The organism is Enterobacter sp. E12 (assembly GCF_014596715.2).
GTDB classification, from domain to species: Bacteria; Pseudomonadota; Gammaproteobacteria; order Enterobacterales; family Enterobacteriaceae; genus Enterobacter; species Enterobacter bugandensis.
On sequence record NZ_CP115601.1, the window covers coordinates 397,797 to 421,972 of the forward strand.

The 24,176-nt window shown below is 56.1% G+C and carries 25 protein-coding genes and 3 tRNA genes; 14 read left to right on the forward strand and 14 right to left on the reverse strand.

The window, feature by feature from the left end; all coding sequences use genetic code 11:
* Positions 1–121: 121 nt before the first annotated feature.
* Together IB212_RS01915 and groL are read left to right on the forward strand one after the other, a co-directional pair.
* Positions 122–415, forward strand: coding sequence for a co-chaperone GroES (locus tag IB212_RS01915; RefSeq protein WP_003855929.1), 294 nt, complete (start codon positions 122–124; stop codon positions 413–415).
* A gap of 31 nt (positions 416–446) precedes the next feature.
* Positions 447–2,090, forward strand: a complete 1,644-nt coding sequence (gene groL / locus IB212_RS01920) for a chaperonin GroEL (RefSeq protein ID WP_023310114.1) — start codon at positions 447–449, stop codon at positions 2,088–2,090.
* Between the two features lie 64 nt (positions 2,091–2,154).
* On the opposite strand, the gene iadA is transcribed toward groL, so the two are convergent.
* The 3 genes from iadA to IB212_RS01935 are packed head-to-tail and all read right to left on the reverse strand — an operon-like array spanning position 2,155 to position 4,436.
* Positions 2,155–3,318: a beta-aspartyl-peptidase gene (gene iadA / locus IB212_RS01925; RefSeq protein WP_041911499.1), complete on the reverse strand. Its 1,164-nt coding sequence runs from the start codon at positions 3,316–3,318 to the stop codon at positions 2,155–2,157.
* 10 nt (positions 3,319–3,328) lie between these two features.
* Positions 3,329–3,790 (reverse strand): YjiG family protein, encoded by a 462-nt coding sequence (locus IB212_RS01930; protein ID WP_028015231.1) that lies wholly within the window; start codon positions 3,788–3,790, stop codon positions 3,329–3,331.
* On the reverse strand, positions 3,771–4,436 hold the full coding sequence (locus tag IB212_RS01935; RefSeq protein WP_188246089.1) for a nucleoside recognition domain-containing protein: 666 nt from the start codon (positions 4,434–4,436) through the stop codon (positions 3,771–3,773). Before IB212_RS01935 ends, IB212_RS01930 begins: the two co-directional genes overlap by 20 nt.
* Before the next feature lie 234 nt (positions 4,437–4,670).
* Between IB212_RS01935 and IB212_RS01940 the strand changes: the two genes are divergently transcribed.
* Positions 4,671–5,024: a DUF4156 domain-containing protein gene (locus IB212_RS01940; protein WP_014882205.1), complete on the forward strand. Its 354-nt coding sequence runs from the start codon at positions 4,671–4,673 to the stop codon at positions 5,022–5,024.
* A 64-nt stretch (positions 5,025–5,088) separates the two neighbouring features.
* Here IB212_RS01940 and epmB read toward each other — a convergent pair whose 3' ends face one another.
* The gene (gene epmB / locus IB212_RS01945) at positions 5,089–6,117 is read right to left on the reverse strand and encodes an EF-P beta-lysylation protein EpmB (protein WP_028015233.1); all 1,029 of its coding nucleotides are present in this window, start codon (positions 6,115–6,117) and stop codon (positions 5,089–5,091) included.
* Positions 6,118–6,157: 40 nt separating this feature from the next.
* On the opposite strand from epmB, the gene efp reads away from it, so the two are divergent.
* From efp to ecnB, 3 genes are all read left to right on the forward strand, one after another.
* Positions 6,158–6,724, forward strand: a complete 567-nt coding sequence (efp, locus tag IB212_RS01950) for an elongation factor P (protein ID WP_003855940.1) — start codon at positions 6,158–6,160, stop codon at positions 6,722–6,724.
* A gap of 58 nt (positions 6,725–6,782) precedes the next feature.
* Entirely contained in the window at positions 6,783–6,914 is a 132-nt protein-coding gene (locus IB212_RS01955; RefSeq protein WP_028015234.1) for an entericidin A/B family lipoprotein, read from the forward strand.
* A 108-nt stretch (positions 6,915–7,022) separates the two neighbouring features.
* Positions 7,023–7,169, forward strand: coding sequence for a lipoprotein toxin entericidin B (ecnB, locus tag IB212_RS01960; RefSeq protein ID WP_003855942.1), 147 nt, complete (start codon positions 7,023–7,025; stop codon positions 7,167–7,169).
* Positions 7,170–7,209: 40 nt separating this feature from the next.
* Here ecnB and IB212_RS01965 read toward each other — a convergent pair whose 3' ends face one another.
* The gene (locus IB212_RS01965; protein WP_041911497.1) at positions 7,210–7,809 is read right to left on the reverse strand and encodes a LuxR C-terminal-related transcriptional regulator; all 600 of its coding nucleotides are present in this window, start codon (positions 7,807–7,809) and stop codon (positions 7,210–7,212) included.
* A 259-nt stretch (positions 7,810–8,068) separates the two neighbouring features.
* On the opposite strand from IB212_RS01965, the gene sugE reads away from it, so the two are divergent.
* The gene (gene sugE, locus IB212_RS01970) at positions 8,069–8,386 is read left to right on the forward strand and encodes a quaternary ammonium compound efflux SMR transporter SugE (RefSeq protein WP_006178944.1); all 318 of its coding nucleotides are present in this window, start codon (positions 8,069–8,071) and stop codon (positions 8,384–8,386) included.
* Here the strand turns inward: sugE and IB212_RS01975 are convergent.
* Positions 8,383–8,913: a lipocalin family protein gene (locus IB212_RS01975; protein ID WP_028015236.1), complete on the reverse strand. Its 531-nt coding sequence runs from the start codon at positions 8,911–8,913 to the stop codon at positions 8,383–8,385. The genes sugE and IB212_RS01975 overlap by 4 nt on opposite strands.
* 105 nt (positions 8,914–9,018) lie before the next feature.
* A complete protein-coding gene (gene blaACT, locus IB212_RS01980; RefSeq protein ID WP_041911496.1) occupies positions 9,019–10,164 on the reverse strand; it encodes an ACT family cephalosporin-hydrolyzing class C beta-lactamase in 1,146 nt (381 codons plus the stop codon).
* A 132-nt stretch (positions 10,165–10,296) separates the two neighbouring features.
* On the opposite strand from blaACT, the gene ampR reads away from it, so the two are divergent.
* The gene (gene ampR, locus IB212_RS01985; protein WP_041911495.1) at positions 10,297–11,172 is read left to right on the forward strand and encodes a LysR family transcriptional regulator AmpR; all 876 of its coding nucleotides are present in this window, start codon (positions 10,297–10,299) and stop codon (positions 11,170–11,172) included.
* A gap of 29 nt (positions 11,173–11,201) precedes the next feature.
* Here the strand turns inward: ampR and frdD are convergent, their stop codons facing one another.
* From frdD to frdA, 4 genes are read right to left on the reverse strand one after another with little or no spacing between them, the layout of a single operon-like run.
* On the reverse strand, positions 11,202–11,561 hold the full coding sequence (gene frdD, locus IB212_RS01990) for a fumarate reductase subunit FrdD (protein WP_000609653.1): 360 nt from the start codon (positions 11,559–11,561) through the stop codon (positions 11,202–11,204).
* A gap of 10 nt (positions 11,562–11,571) precedes the next feature.
* Positions 11,572–11,967 (reverse strand): fumarate reductase subunit FrdC, encoded by a 396-nt coding sequence (gene frdC / locus IB212_RS01995; RefSeq protein WP_028015239.1) that lies wholly within the window; start codon positions 11,965–11,967, stop codon positions 11,572–11,574.
* Positions 11,968–11,977: 10 nt separating this feature from the next.
* Positions 11,978–12,712 (reverse strand): succinate dehydrogenase/fumarate reductase iron-sulfur subunit, encoded by a 735-nt coding sequence (locus IB212_RS02000; RefSeq protein WP_188246090.1) that lies wholly within the window; start codon positions 12,710–12,712, stop codon positions 11,978–11,980.
* A complete protein-coding gene (gene frdA / locus IB212_RS02005; protein WP_188246091.1) occupies positions 12,705–14,495 on the reverse strand; it encodes a fumarate reductase (quinol) flavoprotein subunit in 1,791 nt (596 codons plus the stop codon). Before frdA ends, IB212_RS02000 begins: the two co-directional genes overlap by 8 nt.
* Positions 14,496–14,805: 310 nt before the next feature.
* Between frdA and epmA the strand changes: the two genes are divergently transcribed.
* Together epmA and yjeM are read left to right on the forward strand one after the other, a co-directional pair.
* Positions 14,806–15,783 (forward strand): elongation factor P--(R)-beta-lysine ligase, encoded by a 978-nt coding sequence (epmA, locus tag IB212_RS02010; RefSeq protein ID WP_041911493.1) that lies wholly within the window; start codon positions 14,806–14,808, stop codon positions 15,781–15,783.
* A 198-nt stretch (positions 15,784–15,981) separates the two neighbouring features.
* On the forward strand, positions 15,982–17,481 hold the full coding sequence (yjeM, locus tag IB212_RS02015; protein WP_041911492.1) for a glutamate/gamma-aminobutyrate family transporter YjeM: 1,500 nt from the start codon (positions 15,982–15,984) through the stop codon (positions 17,479–17,481).
* A gap of 37 nt (positions 17,482–17,518) precedes the next feature.
* Here the strand turns inward: yjeM and mscM are convergent, their stop codons facing one another.
* From mscM to rsgA, 3 genes are all read right to left on the reverse strand, one after another.
* Complete coding sequence (gene mscM / locus IB212_RS02020; protein WP_188246092.1) at positions 17,519–20,842, reverse strand: miniconductance mechanosensitive channel MscM; 3,324 nt, start codon at positions 20,840–20,842, stop codon at positions 17,519–17,521.
* A gap of 19 nt (positions 20,843–20,861) precedes the next feature.
* Positions 20,862–21,830, reverse strand: a complete 969-nt coding sequence (gene asd, locus IB212_RS02025) for an archaetidylserine decarboxylase (protein ID WP_028015245.1) — start codon at positions 21,828–21,830, stop codon at positions 20,862–20,864.
* A gap of 97 nt (positions 21,831–21,927) precedes the next feature.
* Positions 21,928–22,980, reverse strand: a complete 1,053-nt coding sequence (gene rsgA, locus IB212_RS02030) for a small ribosomal subunit biogenesis GTPase RsgA (protein WP_032644955.1) — start codon at positions 22,978–22,980, stop codon at positions 21,928–21,930.
* A gap of 107 nt (positions 22,981–23,087) precedes the next feature.
* Between rsgA and orn the strand changes: the two genes are divergently transcribed.
* From orn to IB212_RS02050, 4 genes are all read left to right on the forward strand, one after another.
* Positions 23,088–23,633, forward strand: a complete 546-nt coding sequence (gene orn, locus IB212_RS02035; RefSeq protein WP_028015247.1) for an oligoribonuclease — start codon at positions 23,088–23,090, stop codon at positions 23,631–23,633.
* A 196-nt stretch (positions 23,634–23,829) separates the two neighbouring features.
* Positions 23,830–23,905 (forward strand) — tRNA-Gly (locus IB212_RS02040).
* 36 nt (positions 23,906–23,941) lie between these two features.
* A tRNA-Gly gene (locus IB212_RS02045) sits at positions 23,942–24,017 on the forward strand.
* A gap of 36 nt (positions 24,018–24,053) precedes the next feature.
* Positions 24,054–24,129, forward strand: a tRNA-Gly gene (locus IB212_RS02050).
* The last annotated feature ends 47 nt before the right edge of the window (positions 24,130–24,176 follow it).

Consider the following 24,176-nt stretch of genomic DNA (forward strand, 5'->3'; position numbering starts at 1 on the left):
TTTCGATTCCCCCTTGAAGGGGTAAAAAGCTATCCCCATCTCTCAGGGCACTAGTCGGAAAACCGCATGCGGGCCGGCGTCATCCATAACTGATAATGACTTTCTCAAAGGAGAGCTATCAATGAGTATTCGTCCGTTACATGATCGTGTGATCGTCAAACGTAAAGAAGTTGAAACCAAGTCTGCTGGCGGCATCGTTCTGACCGGTTCTGCAGCAGCCAAATCAACGCGTGGCGAAATCATCGCTGTCGGTAAGGGCCGCATCCTGGAAAACGGAACTGTGCAGCCGCTGGACGTTAAAGTTGGTGACATCGTAATTTTCAACGATGGCTACGGCGTGAAATCCGAGAAGATCGACAATGAAGAAGTGTTGATCATGTCCGAGAGCGACATTCTGGCAATTGTTGAAGCGTAATTTACGCACGAGAATTTGAGGAAATAAGAACATGGCAGCTAAAGACGTAAAATTCGGTAACGACGCTCGTGTAAAAATGCTCCGCGGCGTAAACGTACTGGCAGATGCAGTTAAAGTAACCCTGGGCCCGAAAGGCCGTAACGTAGTGCTGGATAAATCCTTCGGCGCGCCAACCATCACCAAAGATGGTGTTTCCGTTGCACGTGAAATCGAGCTGGAAGACAAGTTCGAAAACATGGGCGCGCAGATGGTGAAAGAAGTTGCCTCTAAAGCGAACGACGCTGCAGGCGACGGTACCACCACCGCGACCGTACTGGCGCAGGCTATCATCACTGAAGGCCTGAAAGCCGTTGCTGCGGGCATGAACCCAATGGATCTGAAACGTGGTATCGACAAAGCTGTCGCATCCGCTGTTGAAGAACTGAAAGCGCTGTCCGTACCGTGCTCTGACTCTAAAGCCATTGCTCAGGTTGGTACTATCTCCGCTAACTCCGACGAAACCGTAGGTAAACTGATCGCTGAAGCGATGGATAAAGTCGGTAAAGAAGGCGTGATCACCGTTGAAGACGGTACCGGTCTGGAAGACGAACTGGACGTGGTTGAAGGTATGCAGTTCGACCGCGGTTACCTGTCCCCATACTTCATCAACAAGCCAGAAACTGGCGCTGTTGAGCTGGAAAGCCCGTTCATCCTGCTGGCTGACAAGAAAATCTCCAACATCCGCGAAATGCTGCCAGTGCTGGAAGCCGTTGCGAAAGCAGGCAAGCCGCTGGTTATCATCGCTGAAGATGTTGAAGGCGAAGCGCTGGCGACCCTGGTGGTTAACACCATGCGCGGCATCGTGAAAGTGGCTGCGGTTAAAGCACCTGGCTTCGGCGATCGCCGTAAAGCAATGCTGCAGGATATCGCTACCCTGACCGGTGGTACCGTGATCTCCGAAGAGATCGGTATGGAGCTGGAAAAAGCGACCCTGGAAGACCTGGGCCAGGCGAAACGCGTTGTGATCAACAAAGACACTACCACCATCATCGACGGTGTGGGTGAAGAAGCCGCTATTCAGGGCCGTGTTGGTCAGATCCGTAAGCAGATCGAAGAAGCCACTTCCGATTACGACCGTGAAAAACTGCAGGAGCGCGTAGCGAAACTGGCTGGCGGCGTTGCGGTAATCAAAGTTGGTGCGGCGACCGAAGTTGAAATGAAAGAGAAGAAAGCACGCGTTGACGATGCCCTGCACGCGACCCGTGCTGCGGTAGAAGAAGGCGTAGTTGCTGGTGGTGGTGTCGCGCTGGTGCGTGTAGCCGCTAAGCTGGCTGGCCTGACCGCTCAGAACGAAGACCAGAACGTGGGTATCAAAGTTGCGCTGCGCGCAATGGAAGCTCCTCTGCGTCAGATCGTTTCCAACGCCGGTGAAGAGCCGTCTGTGGTTGCGAACAACGTGAAAGCGGGTGAAGGTAACTACGGTTACAACGCGGCAACTGAAGAATACGGCAACATGATCGACTTCGGTATCCTGGACCCAACTAAAGTGACCCGTTCTGCTCTGCAGTACGCGGCATCTGTAGCTGGCCTGATGATCACGACCGAGTGCATGGTAACCGACCTGCCAAAAGGCGACGCACCTGACTTAGGTGCTGCTGGTATGGGCGGCATGGGTGGAATGGGCGGCATGATGTAATCATGTTGTTCTGAACCTCTCAGAACGAACCCCGGGCAGAAATGTCCGGGGTTTTTTATTGCCGCTACTCAAATGTTCCCTTCACGCATGCTACGCCTTCGCGCACCATCTGGCGGCCTTTCGCCCAGACCTCGCGGATCTTCAGATCATCCGTCAGCACCAGGAAATCGGCATCGCATCCGGGCGCGAGCCGCCCCTTATGCCCCAGCCCGAGAAACTCCGCTACGTTACGCGTAAACGGCAGAAGCGCCTCCTCCAGCGGCAGGTGATACCGGCTGACCAGTTGCTGCAGCGTCTGAGGCAGATATTCGAACCCGGCTACGCCAATGCCCACCAGATTACCGTTCGCGTCAAAATTCGGTTGGCTGCCGTTACCGTCCGAGCTGAGCGTAAGCCGGTTAAACGGCACCTGCGATTCACGGGCCGTCGCGATGGCGGTGGCGGCATCAATGGGCTCACTGATGCTGGTGGTGATGTCGATATAGCCCCCGTCGCGGGCATAATCCAGCGCGGCGAGGAACAGCGCCTGGTCGCGGTTAACGTGGGTTGGCAGCAGCTTCGTGCGGGGCACGTCGGCGTTTTTCAGAATGTTAAGCAGCGGCTCCAGCAGCTTCGGGCTGTTGCCGAGGTGAAACACGGATATGCCCGCTTTAGCGCCCAGCAGCCCGCCGACGCGCGACTGGGCGGCCATATTCGCGAGCTGGTCATCCGCTGGTGCGGAAGAGCGATGGTCTGAAATCGCGCATTTCACGCCGATGATTTTATCAATCAGCGCCACATCCTTTTCGATGCTGCCGGTAATCGTCGGAGAAGGCAGCCCGTATGCGCCTGTCAGCATCCACGCGCTGATCCCTTCATGCTCAAGCGCCCGCGTTTTTGCCAGCAGCGATTCGGGGTGGCGGGTCACGCCGTCGGTACCCAGCAGGCCAACAACGGAGGTGATGCCCGCCGCCACCAGCGCGGACAACCGTACCTCCGGCGTCCGGGTGTGCGGACCGGCTTCACCGCCGCCGCCGATCAGGTGTACGTGCTGATCGATAAAGCCCGGGCAAACCACCGCCCCGGCGAGATCGGTTTCAGGACAGCTAAGCTGCATTGCTGCGCGATCCGTTTTTTCAATCGCGACGATTTTTCCCCCGGCGATCAGCAGATCGCAACGTCCCTGATCCTCCGGCGCGTAAAGGTGCACATTGCGGAAAAGATGGGGTTCCAGCACTGAAAAATCCATTTTTATCTCCTCAGAAGAGTAGCTGCATTACCCACATTGAGAGCAGGGCGTTAATGACGCAGACGGTAATGATGTGCGGATAATACTTCGGGTTAACGCCTGCGGTGCCCAGGCAGCGGCCGGTGTTTTGCACCGGATTGCCCATCAGATAGATGGCGGGCAGCAGAACGGTGGCATCGTGGCCGTTGAGCGTGCCGGCAGCCACCAGGCTGGCGCAAACCCCCACGCCACCGCCCATACTCATCACCGAGGCCAGCAGGACCGTTGCCGCCGCGCCCGGAAGCCCCCACAGTGCCATAATCGGCTCGCAAATATTGCCAACAATATCCAGCAGGCCGGTCACCTTGAGCGCCTGAATGATGACAAACGCCATAACCACGTTCGGCAGCAGGCTGGTGGTGGCGATGGTAAAGCCCCGGCGGGCGCCATCGATAAACATGTCCATGATATTTTTACGCGGCTGGGCGATCATTTTTTTCCTCCTGAATACGACGATCTTCCATGCGAGCGATCCACAGACGCAGGAGGTTCGCGCCAACAAATTTAAACATCAGTATGACGGCCAGCGGCGTGATTACCGGGACGGTAATAAACGTGAAGAGTGCGGCGCCGGAAGAAAAATAGTTGGTAATGATGGCGCTACCGCTGGTCTGGAAGGTGGCGAAAATGGCGCGCTCGCGATCGGTAATAGCCCCTTCGTCTGTCAACTCTTTGGTCATCCCTGCTGCGGCATCGGTATTTTGCAGGTTGGCGATGAGGGCCAGAGAGCAGACGCCCGGTACGCCAAGCAGCGGGCGCAAAATGGGCGTCATCAGCTGTTGCGCGGCACGCAGCCCGCCCAGCCCCTCGGTGACGGCAATGATCCCGAGCGATAAAATGACCGAAGGCGCCAATTCAAGGGCAAACAAGAAACCGTCTTTCGCCCCCGTGCCGCCCTCACCGCGAAACGTGAGCGTGCCGTTCACCGGACCGAAGCTGCCGTTTAGGACGGTAAAATCCAGCACGTGCCACCATTCGGTACTTTTGGCGAAAAAGCCTGAGAAAAATACGATGGTGAGCACAAACGCCAGATAGCCCACCCATGTTACCTTTTCCTCTCCTGAGGATGATGCACTCATGAAACCCCCTGTTTTAATCGCGTACAAAAGTTGTACGTCGCAACACTAAAAACGATCGAGGGCTAAAACACGATATCCCAAAGGGCATTATCAGAATTCATTTAAGATGTCGGAGGAGTGATGTACGGAATCCGGCTCGCAGAAATGCGCGGGGATTTTTCTTTTAGTCATCTTTTAGGTATAAGATTTACACACGGACAATTACTGTCCAGCTTATTGAAAACGAGGAATAACATGCGCGTAAAAGTCTGTGCAGGGATCGTAGGAGCAGCGTTGCTGCTGGCGGGTTGTAGCTCCAGCAATGAACTGTCGGCAGCGGGCCAGGGCGTTCGCTTTGTGGAAGATAAGCCAGGCAGCGAATGCCAGCTGTTAGGCACGGCCACCGGTGAACAAAGTAACTGGATGTCGGGTCAGCACGGTGAAGAGGGCGGCTCTATGCGCGGCGCGGCGAATGCCCTGCGTAACCAGGCTGCTGCAATGGGGGGGAACGTGATTTACGGCGTGAGCAGCCCGACGCAAGGAATGCTCTCCAGCTTCGTGCCAACGGCCAGCCAGATGAGCGGCCAGGTCTATAAGTGCCCGAACTGAGTTTACTTGCTGATGGCGCTGCGCCCCACCTCGTAGGGCAGGTAAGCGTAGCGCCACCTGCCTTTTAGCGCTGCCGCAGTTGCAAATCCAGCGGCGTCTTACTCGGCTCTCCGCCAATCTCGCGTGCCAGCTTCGGCACCATATAACCTGAAACCAGCGTTAACAGCTCGCGCATAATTTGTCGGGCTTCCTCATCCGTCACCATGAAATGCGCCGCGCCCTGCACGCGATCCAGCACGTGCAGGTAATAGGGCATCACGCCTGCGTCAAACAAGGCATTGCTGAGATCGGCCAGCACCCGGGCGCTGTCGTTCACGCCGCGCAACAATACGCTCTGGTTGAGCAGCGTCACGCCCGCCTTACGCAGACGCGCCATCGCCGCGCGAAATTCATCGTCGATCTCGTTCGCGTGGTTGATATGGTTTACCAGCAGCACCTGTAGACGGGACTGCTCCAGGCGCGTGACCAGGGCGTCGGTAATACGCGCCGGGATGACAATCGGTAAACGGCTGTGAATGCGCAGACGTTTGATGTGCGGGATGGCTTCAAGCTGCGTCAAAAGCCAGTCCAGTTCATGATCTTTTGCCATCAGTGGGTCACCGCCGGAAAAAATAATCTCATCCAGCTCTGGATGGGCGGCGATATAGTCCAGCGCAACCTGCCAGTTGCGCTTATTTCCCTGGTTTTCGGCATACGGGAAGTGCCGACGGAAGCAGTAACGACAATTTACCGCACAGCCGCCTTTTACCAGCAGCAGGGCGCGATTGAGATATTTGTGCAGTAAACCCGGCACCACGCTGTTTTGCTCTTCCAGCGGATCGGTGCTGTAGCCCGGCGCTGTAATAAACTCATCCTGCGACGTAAGGGTTTGTTTTAATAAAGGATCGTCAGGGTTGCCTTTTTCCATGCGCGCAACAAACGCGCGGGGAACACGCAGGGCGAAAAGTCGCTTTGCCTCACGGCCAGCAAGCAACTCCGGATGCTGATCGAGGTCTAAAAGACGCAGCAATTCATCAGGACTGGTGATTACATCGGCAAGTTGCGATAACCAATCTTCTCTGGATGGGGTGTTTAGGGTTACAATATGCGCCATTTTGTGGCTTAGCTACCAGTTAACAAATTTAGAGGGCCTTATGGCAACGTACTATAGCAACGATTTTCGTGCTGGTCTTAAAATCATGATGGACGGCGAACCGTACGCGGTTGAAGCCAGCGAATTCGTTAAACCAGGTAAAGGCCAGGCATTCGCACGCGTTAAGCTGCGCCGCCTGCTGACCGGTACCCGTGTTGAGAAAACCTTCAAATCTACTGACTCCGCTGAAGGCGCTGATGTTGTCGATATGAACCTGACTTACCTGTACAACGACGGTGAGTTCTGGCACTTCATGAACAACGAAACCTTCGAGCAGCTGTCTGCTGACGCGAAAGCCATTGGCGATAACGCGAAGTGGCTGCTGGATCAGGCTGAGTGCATCGTGACCCTGTGGAACGGCCAGCCTATCGCCGTTACCCCACCAAACTTTGTTGAGCTGGAAATCGTTGAAACCGATCCAGGTCTGAAAGGTGACACCGCGGGTACTGGCGGCAAGCCAGCAACGCTCTCCACCGGCGCTGTGGTGAAAGTACCGCTGTTCGTACAGATCGGTGAAGTGATCAAAGTGGATACTCGCTCCGGCGAATACGTATCCCGCGTGAAGTAATTTACGTCATGATTCGAGGCGCAGCGCCCGCTGCGCCTGATTTTTGCAGGCAGGGATGATGAAACGTACCGTTAAAATTCTGCTTCTGTTAGCGCTCTCCAGCGTACTGCTTTCCGGCTGTAACACCGCCCGTGGCATGGGGGAAGATATCCAGGACCTCGGTCATATCATTTCTCACGCAGCCAGCTAAGTCCGTCTAATTTTCCTAAAATTGCTTCCTTTTCCGTCAATCGGCGGGATCTTGTCTATTCTTAAGTTGCTATACACAAAACAACTTTGGCTATAAAAGGAAGATATTATGGTTAAGAAAACAATTGCAGCGATCTTTTCTGTCCTCGTGCTTTCCTCCGTGTTGACTGCATGTAATACCACCCGCGGCGTAGGGGAAGATATCTCCGACGGTGGTAACGCGATTTCTGGTGCAGCAACTAAAGCTCAGAACTAATGAAGCATGGACGGTACGGCACGTGAGTTTCACCGTACCGTCAATTCTCTGCTTCCTGCAGGGATAAAAACGGTGAAAAGCGTGTATCCATATGCAGCTTCATGCGGATATTGCGTTTATAGGTATAAACCGTTTTTCCGTTAATGCTCAGGTGAGCGGCTATCTTTTGGTTGCTCGCGCCGTCCATCCATAACGTCAACACTTTCTCCTCCTGTCGTGTCAGCAAGGGGGCGGCCACCGTCGGGCGGTACGTGCTTGCGCGCGAAATTAACGCGTCATTGATAACCGTCGCGATTTCCTCAAGAGGGGCATTTTTCATTAGCGAAGACCAGACCGGGAAGTTCCCGAGCCAGGTCGCCAGGTCCTTGTCCTCTCCCGATTGCAGCATAATAAAAGGTAATTTTTCGCTGGCGTTCAGCAAAGAAGAGAGTTGCTGGAAATGGTGAATATCCTGCCTGAAACCATGCAGGTCAGCGATGACCAGCTCAGGTTTCCATTGCAGAATGTGCTCCCTGGCGAGGAATAGATTGTTCAGCCCGGTCACAACGTAGTGCCCCGGGAATAAACCGGAATGATTGAGCCATGCTTCAAACCCGGTGCGGGTGAAGTGACAACGGTCAATCAAAAGAATCTTGAACATATTTTATTCGCAGTCGGCTAGTGGTTTGGCTTCCTGCCATCAGAAAGCACATCATCATAGAGAAGTCCGATGAGCTATAAATGCCTGAACTCCGTGCCATACTGCGGCTATTTCTGGGCTTAACGCGTTCATCAGAAAATGATTGAAAAAAAATCACACGCTAACCAAAATATGGGGTGTTATCTGCCTTGCGGGACGACCCGTAAGCGCTTCCTTCATCGGGGACGGCCCCAACTGTTTTTAAGTTAAGGAGCCCGAGATGTCCTGGATTATTCTCTTTATTGCTGGTCTGCTCGAAGTGGTATGGGCGATTGGTCTCAAGTACACCCACGGATTTACCCGCCTGACGCCCAGCGTTATTACCGTTACGGCGATGATCGTGAGCATTGTTCTGCTATCGTGGGCAATGCGTTCTCTGCCCGTGGGAACGGCCTATGCCGTCTGGACGGGGATCGGTGCCGTAGGCGCGGCGATTACCGGCATTCTGCTGCTGGGTGAGTCAGCGAGCCTGGCGCGCATTGCCAGCCTCGCTCTGATTGTTGCCGGTATCATTGGGCTGAAGCTCAGTACCCATTAACGGGGCTGTTTTACCCAAATAAGTTTCGACACATCAAACCCCTGTCGGGTCGCGACGTCCAGCATCTGCTGTTTCATTTCTGACGAAATAGTTGGCGTGCGGGAAAGTATCCACAGATAGTCGCGATCCGGCCCGCAGACCAGCGCGTGACGGTACTCTCTGTCGAGTGCTATCACGTTATAGCCGCCATAAAACGGGCCGAAGAAAGAGACTTTGAGCGCGGCCCGTCGCGGGTCGCCAGTGAAGTAGGCTTTCCCGACCGACTGCTGCCACATCTCCCGATCGGGATTATAGCCCCTGTTGATCACCTGAATACCGCCATCATCCATTGGGCTGTAATTTGCAGTAACCTTCTCTAAGCCCTGCTCAAACCGATGGTCGAGGCGCGCGATTTCATACCATGTTCCGAGGAAGCGTTGAGCATCAAAAGGCGTGACGACGGTAACGCCAGGAGGTGGGGTAGGGGAACTGCAGGCCACCACTAAAAACGCGGCTGTCACCGCGGCGATAACAGGCAAAATGCGCATAGGAGTTTCCTTACTGTTTTTTGTTAAGTGTAGATGACGGCAAGGAAAATGTGGTTTTTGTGCGGTGTGTTTCGCCGGGTAAGCGCAGCGCTACCCGGCAATGTTTTACTGCAGCGCGTCGAGGATACGGTATGCCGCCTCAACTCGCGCCGGGTTCGGATAGCTTTTATTCGCCAGCATCACAATGCCGAGCTGCTTTTCAGGAATAAAGGCCACGTAGCTGCCAAACCCGCCGGTGGAGCCCGTTTTGTGCACCCATGAGGCCTTAACCGGGGGAACGGGTGGATTCACTTCTCTCGCAGGCGACGGTGCCAGCGCCACCTTGTTATCACTGCCTCCGATGACGGTTTTGGCATCGACCGGCCAGTTAAGCATCTCCCAACCTAACCCCTGATACATGGCACCCACGCGCCAGTAGCGAGACTGCGCCAGCGTAATGCCTTGCTTCAGGGACGTATCCTGCAGCGCGTCAGGGGCCATATTGGCCATCACCCAACTCGCCATATCCTGCACGTTGGTTTTCACGCCATATGCCTCTGCGTCCAGCATGCCCGGTGAAACGTGGACCGCTTTACCGTCACGATATCCCCAGGCGTAATGCGTCTCCTCCGCTTTCGGGACGTTAATCCAGGTATGATCCAGCTTGAGCGGCTTAAAGACCCGCGTCGTCATGGCCTGCTCATAGCTCATGCCGGAAGGTTTGACCGCCAGCGCGCCAAAAAGACCGATGCTGGTGTTGGCGTAAAGACGCGTTGTGCCCGGCTTCCACTGAGGCTGCCAGTTTTGATAGAAGCGCAGCAGGGAAGCGTTATCTGTAACCTCATCGGGCACCTGTAAAGGCAGGCCACCGGCGGTGTAGGTTGCCAGATCCAGCATGCGAATCCCTTGCCACTGCTTGCCGGTCAGATCAGGCCAATATTTGGTTACCGGATCGCCCAGCGAAATTTCGCCGCGGGCAATAGCATCGCCCCCCAGCACGCCGGTGAAGGTTTTACTTATAGAGCCCAGCTCGAACAGGGTTTGCGGGGTGACGGATTTGTTCGCCGCGATATCGGCCTTTCCAAAGGTAAAGTAGTGTGGCTGGCCCTGATAAATCACGGCCACCGCCATGCCTGGAATACCCTGCGCTTTCATCAGGGGCGTAACGTTGCGTTCTACCACGTCAGCCAGCTGTTTTTCCGACATCGGCGCGGCGAGTACAGAGCAGGATGTGCTGAGCAGCAGGGCGCAGCAAAGGAATTTTTTCATCATCAATTATCTTCCATAATAGCAGGTCAAGTGAGTGTCCGGGCCCGGCAGACCGCTGTAGTCTGTTGGATTTGACTATGGCTGACAAACGGTTAAATTTAGCATGAGCTGTTAATTTTTCTAACGGATGGAACAATGACCCGCAGCTATCTTCCGCTTAATTCGCTTCGCGCCTTCGAAGCGGCCGCCCGGCACCTCAGTTTTACGCATGCAGCGATAGAGCTGAACGTTACCCATTCCGCCATCAGCCAGCACGTTAAGGCGCTGGAGCAGCATCTGAATTGCCAGCTGTTTGTCCGCGTCTCGCGCGGCCTGATGCTGACCACGGAGGGGGAAAATCTGCTGCCGGTGCTGAATGATTCATTCGATCGTATCGCCGGAATGCTGGATCGCTTTGCCAGCCAGCGCGCTCAGGAGAAGCTAAAAATTGGCGTAGTAGGAACTTTCGCCACGGGTATCCTGTTCTCTCAGCTCGCGGACTTTCGCCGCTGTTATCCGCATATCGATCTTCACCTTTCCACCCATAACAACCGCGTCGATCCGGCTGCTGAAGGGCTTGATTATACGATCCGCTACGGCGGTGGGGCGTGGCACGGCACCGAGGCGCAATTCCTGTGCCCTGCGCCGCTGGCGCCACTTTGCTCGCCCGAAATCGCCGCCGTGCTCCAGTCTCCGGCCGACATCCTGAAGTTTACCCTGCTGCGCTCTTACCGACGCGACGAATGGTCGGCGTGGATGCAGGCGGCAGGCGAGCATCCTCCGTCGCCAACGCACCGGGTGATGGTGTTTGATTCGTCTGTCACCATGCTGGAAGCCGCACAGGCAGGTATGGGCATTGCCATTGCGCCTGTCGATATGTTTACCCATTTGCTGAACAGCGAGCGCATCGTGCAGCCGTTTACAACGCAAATTGATCTGGGCAGTTACTGGTTAACGAGACTGCAGTCGCGGGCTGAAACGTCCGCAATGCGTGAATTTGCCCAGTGGCTGGTGGGAAAGATGCAGAGATAAAAGGCCCGCCGGATGGCGGGCCAGAAGCGTCAGATAGTGACAACGGCAATCAGCGTCACCACGGTCAGGATGGTTGCCAGCCCGTAGAACACCCATTTACCGCTCGGCACATGGATTTTCAGGTCATGCATCGCATGGTGAATGCGGTGCAGGCCGCACCACAGCGGCAGGACGATCATCAGGAAGATGAACACGCGGCCAATAAAGCTGCTCGCAAACGCCAGCACGCGCTCGTAGCTCAGCGCATCGCCCGGAAACAGCCCCAGCGGCAGCATAATGCCGACCAGCAAGATGATCACCGGGGCGATGATGGCACTCCACATGCCGCCTGCGCCAAACAGGCCCCAGAAGACCGGCTCGTCTGAACGTTTTGGATTTGGATTGATCACAGTAGTCTCCTTACCAGAACAGTGCGACAAATAGAATGACAACCGTGACCAGGATCGTCACTGCCCATAGCCCTTTAATGACTGGCTCCGGCCCCATTTTTTCGTCTTTAATGATGATGTTTGCCGCTTTTGGCGCCAGTTCAAACCAGGTTTTGGTATGAAGTAGCGCCGCCGCGAGCGCGATCAGGTTCAGAACCACGATGATTGGGTTTTGCAGGAAACCGACAAAGTTCGCCCAGGTTTCTGGCCCGTGTTTAAGGGCAAAAACGCCATACATTAACTCAAGGCTGAACCAGACCGCCGGTACCGCCGTGCCTTCACGCAGCATATAGAAGCGATAAAACGGCAGGTTTTTCCACCAGGTGGACGGCACAGGCCGCACGTAGGCTTTGCGTTTAGTCGTCATCATGCACTCCTTAGCGTGGTTTCAGGGTAGCGATAAGAAAGTCTTTCGAGCTTTCCACTTTACCCTGCTGAATTGCGGCGGCCGGGTCGACGTGCTTCGGACAGACTTCAGAGCAGTAGCCCACAAACGTACAGGTCCAGACGCCGTTCTGGCCGTTTAGCTGCGCCATACGTTCTTTTTTGCCGTGGTCGCGGCTGTCTTCGTTATAGCGGTGCGCCAGGGTAATGGCGGCCGGGCCGATGAACTCCGGGTTCAGGCCAAACTGAGGACAGGCGGCGTAACACAGGCCGCAGTTGATGCAGCCGGAGAACTGATGGTATTTCGCCATCTGCGCCGGCGTCTGGGTGTTCGGACCCTGGTCCGGCGTGCGCGGGTTGCCGATGATGTACGGCTTAATCGCTTCCAGGCTTTCGATAAAGTGGGTCATATCGACCACCAGATCGCGCTCAATCGGGAAGTTGCCCAGCGCTTCAACCTTAATGCCTTTGGTGTAATCACGCAGGAAGGTTTTACAGGCCAACTTCGGCACCTTGTTGACCATCATGCCGCAGGAGCCGCAGATCGCCATGCGGCAGGACCAGCGGTAGCTCAGGTCCGGCGCCAGGTTGTCTTTGATATAGCCGAGCGCATCCAGGAGGGAGGTTTGCTCGTCATAAGGCACTTCGTAGAAAGCGCTGTGGGGGGCGGTATTCACTTCCGGGTTGTAGCGCACCACTTCAACTTTCAATTTTTGCATCTCAGCCATTCGCCTTCTCCTTCTTCTCGGCGGCTTCTGCTTCTGCGCCATACACGCGTTTAGCCGGTGGCAGCGTGGTGATTTTCACGTCGCTGTAGTCCAGACGCGTGGTGCCATCCGCATCGCGCCAGGCGAGAGTGTGTTTCAGGAAATTGACGTCGTCACGTTCGGTGCAGCCTTCGTCCAGACGCTGGTGGGCGCCGCGAGACTCTTTACGCGCCAGCGCAGAGTGCGCCATACATTCCGCGACGTTCAGGCCGTGGCCAAGCTCAATGGTATAGAGCAGGTCGGTGTTGAAGACGCTGGAGGTATCGGTGATGCGCACGCGCTTGAAGCGCTCCTGCAGTTCCGCCAGCTTGTCGACGGTTTTCTGCATCAGTTCCGGCGTACGGTAGATACCGCAGCCTTCTTCCATCGACAGGCCCATCTCGTCGCGGATCTTCGACCAGTTCTCGTTGCCTTCCTGGTTCACCAGATCCTTCAGGCGTTTTTCAACGTCTGTGACCTGCGCATCCAGCGCCGCACCGTTTGCTTTGCCTGCGGTCGCCGCACGCTCCATGGCGCGCTCGCCCGCCATGCGGCCAAAGACGACCAGCTCTGCCAGCGAGTTAGAGCCCAGACGGTTGGCGCCGTGCAGGCCGACGGAGGAACACTCGCCCACGGCGAACAGACCTTTAATGCGGGTTTCACACTGCTGGTCGGTTTCAATCCCGCCCATGGTGTAGTGCGCGGTTGGGCGTACCGGTATCGGCTCTTTCACCGGGTCGACGCCCACGTAGGCTTTTGCCAGTTCGCAGATAAACGGCAGACGCTCCAGCAGTTTCTTCTCGCCCAGGTGACGCAGGTCGAGATAGACCACGTCGCCGCGCGGCGTTGAGATGGTGTTGCCCTTGCGCCACTCGTGCCAGAAGGCCTGAGAAACTTTGTCGCGCGGGCCGAGCTCCATGTATTTGTTCTTCGGCTCGCCGAGCGGGGTTTCCGGGCCCATGCCGTAATCCTGCAGATAACGGTAGCCGTTTTTGTTGACCAGAATACCGCCTTCACCGCGGCAGCCTTCCGTCATCAGAATACCGGAGCCCGGCAGGCCGGTTGGGTGATACTGCACAAACTCCATATCGCGCAGCGGCACGCCGTGGCTCAGCGCCATGCCCATCCCGTCGCCGGTGACGATGCCGCCGTTGGTGTTGTAGCGATATACGCGACCCGCACCGCCCGTTGCCATCACCACCGCATTGGCGCGGATCTGGACGAGCGTGCCTTCCATCATATTCATCGCCACCAGGCCACGTGCATGACCGTCGTCGACCAGAATGTCGAGGACAAAATGTTCATCGAAGCGCTGAATTTGTGGGAACTGAAGGGAGGTCTGGAAGAGGGTGTGCAGCATGTGGAAGCCGGTCTTATCGGCGGCGAACCAGGTACGTTCGATCTTCATGCCACCGAAGCGGCGGACGTTGACGCTGCCGTCCGGACGGCGGCTCCACGGACATCCCCACTGCTCGAGCTGGGTCATCTCCGTTGGGCAATGGTGCACGAAGTAGTCAACGACATCCTGTTCGCAAAGCCAGTCGCCCCCTGCAACCGTGTCGTGGAAATGGTATTCGAAGCTGTCATGATCCTGCGCGACGGCGGCGGATCCTCCTTCTGCTGCCACCGTGTGGCTGCGCATCGGATAGACTTTTGAAATCAATGCGATTTTAGCGTTCGGGTTGGCTTGTGCCGCAGCAATTGCAGCGCGTAATCCAGCCCCGCCAGCGCCTATTACGGCAAGATCGGCTTGAAAAGTTTGCACGACATTCCTCCAGATTTTTGTTTTCCCGCAATGCGATGAACTAAAGGAAGTTCACCTGCCCGAACGGGCGATTGCGGAAGCGATTCCACTGCTCCTTTATGGGTATAACAGTATAACCGCGTAGTTGTGAGGGAAATTTGACGTGTTCGATTTTTTTGCTGTTCTGTGCGGTGATTTATCATCGTGATTGATGAATTGCATCACAGAATAATCCACATAAATGAAATACGCGTTTTTACTGCGCAAAATTTGTCTCTGCCACTGCTAACGAGTAGACTTCGTGCCCTTGTCTGAAATCGGAGAAAAACTCATGAGCGAAACGGCCACCTGGCAGCCGAGCGCATCCATCCCAAATCTGTTAAAACGCGCCGCAATTATGACGGAGATCCGCCGTTTCTTTGCCGACCGCGGCGTCCTGGAGGTGGAAACCCCGTGCATGAGTCAGGCAACGGTAACGGATATTCATCTGGTCCCGTTTGAAACCCGTTTTGTTGGCCCAGGCCACTCCCAGGGCATGAATCTGTATCTGATGACCAGCCCGGAATATCACATGAAGCGCCTGCTGGCGGCGGGGTGTGGTCCGGTGTATCAGCTGTGCCGCAGCTTCCGTAATGAAGAAATGGGGCGTCACCACAACCCGGAATTCACCATGCTGGAGTGGTACCGCCCGCACTATGATATGTACCGCCTGATGAATGAGGTGGACGATCTGCTGCAGCAGGTACTGGACTGCTCAGAAGCCGAAACGCTCTCCTATCAGCAGGCCTTCCAGCGCCATCTGGAAATCGATCCGCTGTCGGCGGACAAAGCCCAGCTGCGTGAAGTGGCGGCAAAACTGGATCTGAGCAACGTGGCGGATACCGAAGAGGATCGCGACACGCTGCTGCAGCTGCTGTTCACCTTCGGCGTGGAACCGCAGATTGGCAAAGATCGCCCGACGTTTGTCTATCACTTCCCGGCAAGCCAGGCGTCTCTGGCGCAGATCAGCACCGAAGATCACCGTGTGGCAGAGCGTTTTGAGGTTTACTACAAAGGCATCGAGCTGGCTAACGGCTTCCACGAGCTGACCGACGCGCGCGAACAGCAGCAGCGTTTCGAGCAGGACAATCGTAAGCGCGCCGCGCGCGGTCTGCCGCAGCAGCCGATTGATGTTAACTTGCTGGAAGCATTAAAAGCCGGTCTGCCGGATTGCTCCGGCGTGGCGCTGGGCGTGGATCGTCTGGTCATGCTGGCGCTGGGCGCCGAGCAGCTGGGCGATGTGATTGCCTTTACGGTCGATCGCGCCTAAAGCATGGCCGGGTGGCGCTGTCGCTTACCCGGCATATAGTATCTGTGGCAATATTCCTTTCCATTTCTTCTCCGCAACATTAAAAACTGCCATTTTCTCTGTACACGGGTCTTTTTCTTAAATTGCCTCGTATAGCCACAATATTAGTCTGGTCATCTGCTACCATCCGCGCAGTTTAATTCCTCTTCGGATGGTTATATGTCCCAGTCACTCAAAAAGATGACCCTCACCGGGCTCATTCTGATGATTTTTACGTCAGTTTTTGGCTTTGCCAACAGCCCGTCGGCTTTCTATCTGATGGGCTACAGCGCGACGCCGTTTTATATCGTTTCTGCTCTGTTCTTCTTTATCCCGTTTGCGCTGATGATGGCGGAGATGGGCTCGGCTTACCGGAAAGAAGAGGGCGGTATCTATTCATGGATGAACAACAGCATCGGCCCGCGCTACGCGTTTATCGGCACGTTTATGTGGTTCTCCTCCTACGTCGTCTGGATGGTCAGCACGGCGGCCAAAGTCTGGGTGCCGTTCTCCACGTTTCTTTTCGGTGCGGATAAAACGCAGGTCTGGTCTTTAGCCGGGCTGAGCTCCACGCAGGTGGTCGGAATTCTGGCGGTGTGCTGGATGGTGGTGGTGACGCTGGTGGCGTCAAAAGGCATCAACAAAATTGCCCGTATCACCGCCGTTGGCGGTATTTCCGTGATGTGCCTGAACCTGGTGCTGCTGCTGGTGAGTATCGCCATTCTGTGCCTGAACGGCGGACACTTCGCGCAGGAGGTGAACTTCGTTTCATCGCCTAATCCGGGCTATCAGTCCGGGCTGGCCATGCTCTCCTTCGTGGTATTTGCCATTTTTGCCTACGGCGGTATTGAAGCGGTAGGTGGGCTGGTCGATAAGACCGAGAACCCGGAAAAAAACTTTGCCAAAGGGATTATTTTTGCCGCCATCGTGATTTCCATCGGCTATTCGCTGGCGATTTTCCTCTGGGGCGTTAGCACCAACTGGCAGCAGGTATTGAGTAACAATACCACTAACCTCGGGAACATCACCTACGTGCTGATGAAAAGCCTGGGAATGACGCTGGGTAACGCCATGCACCTGACGCTGGAAGCATCGGCCACCCTGGGGATCTGGTTTGCGCGCATTACCGGCCTGTCGATGTTCCTAGCCTATACCGGCGCGTTCTTCACGCTAATCTACTCGCCGCTGAAAGCAATCATCCAGGGTACGCCAAAGGCGCTGTGGCTGGCACGCATGACGCAGCTCAATACCGCAGGCATGCCTGCCAACGCCATGTGGATGCAGTGTCTGCTGGTGTGCGTGTTCATTCTGCTGGTGTCATTTGGCGGTGATACCGCGTCTGCGTTCTATAACAAGCTGACCCTGATGGCGAACGTGTCGATGACGCTGCCGTACCTGTTCCTGACGCTGGCGTTCCCGTTCTTTAAGGCGAAGCGGGATCTTGAGCGTCCGTTTGTGATCTTCAAAACTCGCGCGGCAACGCTGCTGGCGACCACGGTGGTGGTGCTGGTCGTGGCGTTTGCCAACATCTTTACCGTTATTCAGCCCGTGGTTGAGGCGAACGACTGGAACAGCGCGCTGTGGATGGTCGGTGGGCCAGTCTTCTTCTCGCTGCTGGCGATGGGGATTTATGAGAATTACCGCCGGCGCTCAATGGCGTACGTCACGGAAGTGGCGTAGCGGTAAAATGCCCCTCCCGAAAGGGAGGGGAGAACGATTACAGACTTCCCGCCGGGCGCGATCTTGCCGCCGACGTGAGCGTTTTACCCATCTTGCGTCCGTCCATGCTTTCCAGACGCATCTGGAACGGTGGGAACGGCATATCAATACCATGCTCGCGGAAGCCCGCCAGAATCAGCTGGTGGATCTCATGGCGCAGCGGCATGCGGTGCCCCATTTCGGCGGCGTAGATACGCAGTTCGAAAATCTGGATCCCCTGCTGTAAATCAACCAGGAATACTTCCGGCGCAGGGTTATCGAGCACCAGCGTACAGCGTTCAGCGGCGGTGTAGAGGATCTGCGTGACCTCTTCACTGTTGGCATCCGACGGCGCCGGTACCGTCAGCACCACACGCGTGACGGAGTCCGACAGGGACCAGTTGATAAACTGCTCGGTAATAAATGCCTTGTTCGGCACGATGATCTCTTTACGGTCCCAGTCGCTGATCGTGGTAGCGCGGGTGTTGATCTTCGTTACGCTCCCGGTCAGATCGCGGATCGTCACCGTATCGCCAATGCGAATCGGCTTTTCAAACAGGATGATCAGGCCGGATACAAAGTTAGCGAAAATCTCCTGCATGCCAAAGCCAAGGCCAAACGTCAGCGCGGCCACCAGCCACTGCAGTTTAGACCACTCAATACCAATCATTGAGAACCCGACCATTCCGCCAAACAGCAGTATCAGGTATTTCGTAATGGTCGTAATGGCGTATCCCGTGCCGGGGGTTAAATCCAGATGCTGCAGCAGCGCCAGCTCCAGCAGAGCCGGGAAGTTACGCACCAGTTGGGTGGTGATGATCAGCACCAGAATGGCAATCAGCACCGCGCCTAAGGTGATCGGCTCCAGGCTTTCAACGCCCTGCACCGTGGACGTCACGTCCCACAGAGAGATGTTCTCCAGGAAGCCAAACGCGGAGTGAATTTCCGACCACAGGTAGATCACCGACAGAAGGGCAATCAGCATCAGGAGGGAGCGCACCAGGCGCAGAGACTGGGTACTGATGGCATCCAGATCCAGTTCGACCTCGTCCGCATCCATCGTGCCTTCCGTGCTGTTGACATGGGTTGGCTCTTCCTCGCCACGGGCACGCTGAGCGAGGATCTCTGCCCGGCGATGCTTGGCGCGGTCAAAGGCCAGACGGCGGCGCTGGATCAGCATCCCGCGACGGATCACGTGATACACCACCAGCAGCAGGAACCAGATCGCCACCGACGTTTCCAGTCGCGCCAGCAGCGCCTGCGAGGTTGCCAGGTAACCTACCGCCGCTGCCAGCATCGCAATCAGAGGAGCGCTCAGCAGCAGGTTCCAGAGCAGCCGGTTGAACATGTTGTCGCCGCTGCCGGATTTATCCAGATAGAGCGGTATCCCCGCGCGTTTCAGGCTGAGCGTGACGATGGCCAGCGCGCCGCAGATTAGCATAAAGCAGAGGCGGCCCAGCGAGCCTGAGAATTCCCGGTCGTTGAGATTATCAAACATGATCAGCGCCATAATCAGCGGCACAATCAGCCCGATGCTCATCAGGTAATAGCGCATGGCGCGCGCCACGCGGTTACGAGGCCAGCCAAAGTGGGCGATGAACAGGCCGTTAGGCCGCGCGAACGTCGCGCAAATCATCACCACCCACAGCAACGGTACCGTGGCGGTGACGCCATCGCCAATGGCGACCGCGAGCGGATAGGGCCAGGCTTCCCGCAGGCCATAGCCAAGCGTCATCCACAGCACCGGTAGCGGAGACGCGACGAGAATCGACCAGAACACGGTGCGCAGCGTCAGCCAGAAGTGATCCTGAGTGACTTTCCCCACCCGCGCGCTGGAACGCTCCAGGAAGCGGGTGAAATGTCTGCGCGAATAAATGCTGAAGCCCACCAGAACCAACGCGCCCAGCAGCGGGAAAATCGTCTCTTTACTGGTCAGCATCATCACGCTGGCCTGTCCGAGCTGGCTAAAGGTGTCGAGCGAAATCAGGCGGCGCAGATCCTGAACGATCTCAATTGGCCACGAGAAGGTCATTGGACGTACGTCGGATGTCCAGAAGAGATAACGGTGCGTAGCCTCGTTCACCTCTTTCAGCGCGTCTTCCAGCTGGCTGTTAGAGACCTTGAGCTTAGTCAGTTCCAGAATCAGCGTATCCCCGCCCTGCAGCAGGGAGTTCAGCAGTTCGCGCTGGGTGCGCAGCTGGGCTTCCAGAATACGGTTTTGCTCGCTGGTCAGAGGTTGTCCGTCAGCCTGACGGATCTGGCGTATTTGCGGCTGCTTATTGAGAAGATCTTCAAAGTGCAGTCGCTGCACGCGCAGCTGGGCCATCTCGGTATCCAGCTGCTGCGGTTTCGGCATTTCCGGCAGGCGCGCGACCTGGGCGCGTAACGCTTCGCCCAGCAGGTTTGATGACCCGAGCCACTGGGACTGCTCGCGCAGGGTGTTGAGCGCCTGGCGCACCTGCAGGGTTTGATTCGTCGCCTGACGCTGCTGGGAGGCAACCAGATCCATACGCTGCGCCTGCTGATTCAGGGCGGCAGAAAGCTCGCGGTTGACCTTAAACTGATCGACGATACCTTCCGGCAGATTGGCGCTGTTTTCCGCCAGCAGCTCGGTGCTTTCAAGCGCTCGCTCGGCTTCGCGCTGGCGCTGGCTGTTAAGCAAATTGCGCAGGGCCTGAAGGTACGCATCCAGCTGCTCGCTCTGCTTCTGAGCGAGTTCAGAGCGCATCCGCGCCAGCTCCTGGCGGTTGTTGGCGGAAAGCTGCGCCAGCTCCAGCTCATCCACAAGGGCCTTCAGACGGGCAGATTCCGCCTGCAGACCCAGATTTTGCGCCTGAGCCTGCGGCGTGTTGCCGCTTTGCGTACCCACGCGGCGCTCAACGTCGTTAAGCTGGCGGCGGGCGTCGGTTTGCTGCTGCGGAAGCTGGCTGAGGGAGTCGGCAATTTCACGCGCTCGCTCCTGCTCCTGCTGAGCCTGGCGGCTCTTTTCCAGGAGCTGGCTGCTGACCTGCAGGATTTCCTGATTCAGGGCGTCGGTGGTCATGCCTTCCGGCACTTCGCGCGGCTCATCGCGCAGATTAGCGAGTTGCGCGCGCAGCGTTTGCGAGAGTTTAGGGAAGTTGTCGATAACCTGCTGATACTGCTGAGCGCGCTCAAGCGAGCCTTTCCGCTCTTCAAGCGCGTTCAGTGCGGACTGGAGTGACTCAACGGTCTCTGGCTGAGCGGGTTTAGCCGCTTTCGCCTGCTCCAGCTCCTGGGTTATCTGTTTGGCGTCGGGGGCTGTCGCTGCGTACGCCCCCATGCTGAGGCACCAGGCCATCAGTAGAACGATAATCGGGCGCACGTCAGCGATCCTTCTTTTGTTAGCCTTCGTCTTTTTTGTCGTCAACCAGCGGGCTGGCGTCGTGCTCGGCGTCGATCTCTTCTTGCGGCAGCGGAGCAGGTTCTGCATCCGGCGTCACGAAGGTTTCGGTAGAGACCGCCAGCGGCTGACCCAGTTTGGTGACCGACAGGCTTTCGAGCTGCTCAGCCAGCTTCACTTTGCCCGGCGCAAACAGGTTGATGACGGTAGAGCCCAGCTTGAAGCGACCCATTTCCTGGCCTTTCAGCAGGGCGACTGAACCTTCTTCTTCACCGGCAGGCCACGTCCAGCGCTTGATCACGCCTTCACGCGGCGGGGTAATGGTGCCAGCCCAGACGGTTTCGATGCTGCCGACAATGGTCGCGCCCACCAGAATCTGCGCCATAGGGCCGAATTCAGTATCGAACAGGCAGATGACGCGTTCGTTACGGGCAAACAGGTTCGGTACGTTTTGCGCGGTCAGGTGGTTCACGGAGAACAGATCGCCCGGCACGTAGATCATCTCACGCAGGATACCGTTACACGGCATGTGTACGCGGTGGTAGTCGCGCGGTGACAGATAGGTGGTGGCAAAGGTGCCGTTGCGGAACAGGTCCGCCATCAGGTAATTGCCCGCCAGCAGCGCTTCCAGGCTGTAGTTGTGGCCCTTCGCCTGCAGAATTTTGTCGTCTTCGATGTTACCCAACTGGCTGATCACGCCGTCTGCTGGCATCACCAGGACGTTAGGGTCGGTGTTCAGCGGGCGCACTTCGTCGCGCAGCGGGCGCACGAAAAACTCGTTGAACGTGCGGTAGCTGGCGGTGTCCGGCTTCTGCGCTTCTTTCATGTCGACCTTGTAATACTTAACGAAAAGGTCGATGACCAGTTTGGTCAGCCAGCCCGCGCGTTTGCTTGCGCCCCAGCCCGCCAGGCGAGTGAGCCACAGTTTTGGCAGAATGTATTGAAGCGAAAGTTTAAATGCGTTTAACAAGGTAGCCTCCAGGCCATTGTTTTGTCGTTCCTGATCCGGCAGTAAGCCGCCGGAACCTGAAAAAAGGGGACGATTTTAGCGATGCTTAGCTTAGTTGTCAGTTATCAGAATCAGAAAAGTTTTTACGCGTTTTTACCTGATCCATGCTCTCAAGAATGCGGTGGTAATTCTCGAAGCGGGTCTCCGCGATTTCACCTTTCTCAACCGCTTCGCGGATAGCGCAGCCTGGATCGTTATCGTGTTTGCAGTCGCGGTATTTGCAAGCGCCTAAATAATCATGGAATTCGACAAATCCATTAAAGATTTGTTCCGGCTCAAGATGCCATAAACCGAATTCACGCACGCCCGGTGAGTCGATCACATCGCCGCCGTGAGGGAAATGATAGAGACGTGAGGCGGTGGTGGTGTGCTGGCCCAGACCCGAGACGTCAGACACATCGTTAGTGAGGATCTCCTGCTGGAGGCCGAGAAGGTTGTTTAGCAGGCTCGATTTCCCCACGCCGGACTGACCCGCAAAGATGCTGATGCGATCGGTAAGCGCCTCTTCCAGCGGTTTCAGTCCGTCTTTGGTGTAGCTGGACACCATCAGAACGCGGTAGCCAATCTTGCGGTAGATATCCATCTGCTCATTAACGAAAGCCATGCCTTCGTCATCCAGCAGATCGATTTTGTTCAGCACGATAATCGGTTCAACCTGCAGCGTTTCACAGGCGACAAGGTATCGGTCGATAATATTGAGCGAAAGTTCGGGCAAAATCGCCGATACGATGACAATCTGGTTAATGTTGGCGGCAATCGGCTTCACCCCGTCGTAAAAATCGGGACGGGTTAACACGGACGTACGCTCATGGACCGCTTCAACGATACCTTTTACCGTAACGCCCTCTGCCGCCTCTTTACCCGGTCGCCAGACGACGCGGTCGCCGGTCACCAGAGAACGAATGGTCCGGCGAATGTTACAGCGGTGGATTTCGCCATCGGCGGATTCCACGTCGGCGTGCATACCGAAACGGCTGATAACTACGCCTTCCGTTGGTTCGCCAAACAGGTTGTCGTCGTAATCGACCTTCTCCGAAGTGGTTTTAAGACGGCGCTGATGATTGGCATTCACGCGGCGCTGCTGCCCTTTGGAGAGTTTATTTTTACTCAATCGCACTGGCTCCTGGTCGCCCGTAAGGGGCAAAACCTCTATGATACACTCTAATTAATACTAGTTAACCTGCTACTGCCGGTTATGCGAGAAGGGTGGAAAATAACATGAGCGCGGATGAAAACAACCTGATTTGGATCGATCTCGAAATGACCGGGCTGGATCCCGAGCGCGATCGCATTATTGAGATTGCAACCCTGGTGACCGATGCCAACCTGAATATCCTTGCCGAAGGGCCAACGATTGCGGTGCATCAGTCCGACGACCAGCTTGCGCTGATGGATGAGTGGAACGTGCGTACCCACACCGGCAGCGGTCTTGTCGAGCGCGTGAAGGCGAGCACGCTGGGCGATCGCGAGGCGGAACTGGCGACGCTCGAATTTCTGAAGCAGTGGGTACCAGCGGGTAAATCGCCGATCTGCGGGAACAGCATCGGTCAGGATCGCCGTTTCCTCTTCAAGTACATGCCGGAGCTGGAGTCTTACTTCCATTACCGCTATCTGGACGTGAGCACCCTGAAAGAGCTGGCGCGCCGCTGGAAACCTGAAATTCTGGACGGCTTTAAAAAACAGGGTACGCACCAGGCGATGGACGATATCCGCGAGTCCGTGGCGGAACTCGCGTACTACCGCGAAAACTTTATTAAGCTGTGATTTTGAGATCCGGCACCTTGCGCGGCCGGGTTTTTGTCGTTAAATTGTTCAGCTTGCCGATTAAATAAGCACTTGAACTGAATTTCGAAAAAATCACTTTAAGGGGGGTTGCAGCTAAAAGGATTTCTCGTATAATGCGCCTCCCGTAACGACAGAGAATTACACGTTACGACAGCAACAAAAGCAGTACAGATTTGCGGGAATAGCTCAGTTGGTAGAGCACGACCTTGCCAAGGTCGGGGTCGCGAGTTCGAGTCTCGTTTCCCGCTCCAAAATTTGAAGGTGCTTCCACAGCACAGACTGCCCAAGCGGGAATAGCTCAGTTGGTAGAGCACGACCTTGCCAAGGTCGGGGTCGCGAGTTCGAGTCTCGTTTCCCGCTCCAAAATTTGAAAGTGCTTCTAAAGCACGGACCACCCAAGCGGGAATAGCTCAGTTGGTAGAGCACGACCTTGCCAAGGTCGGGGTCGCGAGTTCGAGTCTCGTTTCCCGCTCCAAATTCTTCTTCATCTCTAAAATATCCACAGCGAAAAGACGCGCTGGG